The 3,194-nt window shown below is 68.3% G+C and carries 3 protein-coding genes; all 3 read left to right on the forward strand.

The window, feature by feature from the left end; translation table 11 throughout:
- Positions 1–481: 3-oxoacyl-[acyl-carrier-protein] synthase III C-terminal domain-containing protein (locus VF697_RS39260; RefSeq protein ID WP_331103276.1), on the forward strand; the 481-nt coding region annotated here is incomplete at its 5' end.
- Positions 482–518: 37 nt separating this feature from the next.
- The gene (locus VF697_RS39265; protein WP_331103277.1) at positions 519–2,360 is read left to right on the forward strand and encodes a fatty acyl-AMP ligase; all 1,842 of its coding nucleotides are present in this window, start codon (positions 519–521) and stop codon (positions 2,358–2,360) included.
- 219 nt (positions 2,361–2,579) lie between these two features.
- Positions 2,580–3,194 (forward strand): zinc metalloprotease (locus VF697_RS39270; RefSeq protein ID WP_331103278.1); only part of this gene is annotated, 615 nt, incomplete at its 3' end.

The following is a 3,194-nucleotide window of genomic DNA, read 5'->3' on the forward strand; positions in this document are numbered from 1 at the left end:
CGACGCCACCTGCAGCATGGTGATCGGCAGCGCCCCGGACGGCGAGGGCATCCAGTTCATCCGCTCGCACACCGAGCAGCTCTACGACACCTATGAGCTGATGGGCTGGCACATGCAGAACGACGGGTTCCAGATGACCCTGTCGCCCTACGTGCCCTTCGTGCTCGGCGAGCACATCGACGGCTTCCTCGAGAAGCTGCTCGGCCCGGAGAAGCTGAACGCCGGGGACATCAAGCACTGGCTCATCCACCCGGGCGGCCCGAAGATCCTCGAGGCCATCGCCAAGCAGCTCAAGCTGGACAAGTCGCGCATGCGCGCCAGCTGGCACGTGCTGAGCGAGTTCGGCAACTGCGGGGCGACCACGGCCCTGCTGGTGCTGGAAGAGGCGATCAAGACGGACAAGCCCCAGCGCGGCGAGTACGGCGTGATGATGGGCTTTGGCCCCGGCCTCACCGTCGAGGGCATGCTCGTCCGTTTCTGAGTGGGTTCTCCACCTCGGTTCTCCACCAAGGACAGACATGAGCCAGCAACCGCTGCGTCGTCAGACGGGGACCGTCCGCCTGGGCCCCGGCGTGGGCTACCACCCGAGCCGGGAGATTCCCCAGCGGGCGCCCACCCGCGCCACCGTGGCCCCGTCCCAGACGCTGGGCGAGGCCGTGGTGCACTGGGCGCGCACCCGCCCCTCCCAGCCCCTCTTCTACTTCGTGGACCTGGAGGAGAAGCTCTCCGTCCTCACCGCGGCGGACCTGCACCACAACGCCCTGCGGCTGGGCGCCAACCTGCACGCCCGCGGCGTGCGGCAGGGGGACCGGGTGGTGCTGTCCTTCGACACCGGCCCCGACTTCCTCGAGTGCTTCTTCGCCTGTGGCCTCGTGGGCGCCATCCCCTGCCTCGTGGAGCTACCCTCCTCGAAGGTCTCCGTGCAGTCCTGGGGCGAGCGGCTGCGCGTGAAGCTGCGGCTGCTGGGCGCCCGGGCCATGCTGGTCGACGCGGACTTCCTGGACCTGGCGCAGGAGGCCCTCCAGGAGTACACGCCCGAGGAGGGCCAGCCGGCGCCCTTCGTCGCCACCCCGGCGGAGCTGGTGGCCGCCGCCGAGCCCTTCGAGCCGCCCACCTGCGGCGCGGACGACGTGGCCTTCATCCAGTTCACCTCGGGCACCACGGACGCCCCCAAGGGGGTACAAATCTCCCACCGCGCGCTGTTCGCCAACTGCGCGGCCATGGGGGAGATCAGCCAGTGGGACTCGGATGACCTGATGGTGTGCTGGCTGCCGCTCTACCACGACATGGGGCTGGTGGCCTCGGCGCTGGCCTCCTTCGTCCATGGGATTCCGACGGCGCTCATTCCGCCCTTCGGCTTCCTGCTCAAGCCAGCGCGCTGGCTGTGGGCGCTCCAGTACTTCCGCGCCACCTCGTCCTTCGCGCCCAACTTCGCCTACCAGCTGTGCGTCAAGCGCATCAAGGACGCCGAGGTGGAGGGCCTGGAGCTGGGTGCGTGGAAGCGGGCCTACAACGCCGCCGAGTTCATCCACGCCGACACCGTGCGCCACTTCACCGAGCGCTTCCAGTCCTACGGCTTCGAGCCGGACGCCTGGCGGCCCTCGTACGGCATGGCGGAGATGGTGGTGGGCGTGTCCATCCGTGACCGCGCCGATGCCCTGCGCACCGAGCTCATCTCGCGCTCGGCGCTGTCCTCGCGCCGCAAGGCCGTGCCCCTCACCGAGAGTGGCCCGGACGCCCTCCCCGTGCTCAGCGTGGGCCGCGTGCTGCGCGGCATCGACATCCGCATCCTCGACGAGGAGGGCCAGCCGGTGGGCGAGCGCCACGAGGGGGAGATCCTCCTGCGCGGCACCTCCCTCTTCGGCGGCTACTACAAGAACCCGGAGGCCACCGACAGCGTGCTGCGCGACGGGTGGCTGCACACCGGGGATCTGGGCTACCTCGCCGACGGCCAGCTCTACATCTGCGGGCGCAGCAAGGACCTCATCATCAAGGCGGGCGAGAACTACCACCCGTACACGATGGAGAACGCCGCCGCGCAGGTGACCGGCGTGCGCGCCGGGTGCGTGGCCGCGGTGGGCGTCAACAACGCCCAGACGGGCACCGAGGACATCGTCATCGTCTGCGAGACGACCGAGACGAAGCCCGACGTGCTGCGCCAGCTGTGCAAGCACGTGGAGGAGATGGTCTACCAGGGCTCTGGCGTGCGCCCCAACCGCGTCATCCCCGTCGCCTCGCACACCGTGCCCAAGACGACGAGCGGGAAGATCAAGCGCGCCTACATCCGGCAGAACATCGAGGCCTTCGACAACCTCTCGCTGCTGGTGACGCCGCCGGCCCGCCAGGCCATCGTCCACTGAGGGCCTGAGCCCCCCTCGCCGTCGCTCTTCGGGGAGCCCGGGTACACGCGCTGTACCGGGGCTCCCCTTTTTCGCGTCCTTCTCCTACTTCGCGGATTTTTCCACACAACCGCGCCATTGGATTTTTTCAGTAAAACCGCTTGGTCCCTTGCTTGCCGGTAATTCTTGGTCTATAAGACTGGACAGCTTTCCCGAGGAATCTTTCCCGAGGAGTTGGAAATGTCCCGTAACTTTGTGTCCAAGTTCGCGGTGGTGGTCGGTTCCGTGATGGCCCTCACGGGTTGCAGCACCGCGGAGCAGAAGCCGGCCGAGGAGACCACGCAGCAGGCGGTGGACGTCCGTGGCTGTGCCACGCAGGACCTGCCCGAGGCGGAGAAGCTGGCCGTGGAGCAGGCCTTCGCCAGCCACAAGAGCGCCCAGGTGCGCGCCAATGGCTCGGTGACGGTGAATGTCTACTGGCACGTCATCAACAACGGCACGGGCATCGCCAACGGTGACATTCCCCAGTCGCAGATCGACTCCTCGCTCAGCGTGCTGAACGCCGCCTACGCCAACACCCCCTTCAAGTTCGTCCTGGCCGGCGTGGACCGCACCACCAACTCCACCTGGTACACCTGCGCGGGCGGCGGCTGCGAGTCGAAGATGAAGTCGGCGCTGCGCAAGGGCGGCGCGGGCGACCTGAACGTCTACTCCAACAACATGGGCCGCGGCCTGCTGGGCTGGGCGACCTTCCCCTCCAGCTACGCCTCGCAGCCGAGCATGGACGGCGTGGTCATCCTCTACTCCTCCGTGCCCGGCGGCACCGCGGCCCCCTACAACCAGGGCGACACCCTC

This window comes from Archangium sp. (assembly GCF_036388035.1).
Taxonomy (GTDB): domain Bacteria; phylum Myxococcota; class Myxococcia; order Myxococcales; family Myxococcaceae; genus Archangium.

Bases quoted from the DNA above. Each gene is read 5' to 3' on its own strand.
- VF697_RS39265 (WP_331103277.1), top strand. From the start codon at position 519: ATGAGCCAGCAACCGCTGCGTCGTCAGACGGGGACCGTCCGCCTGGGC.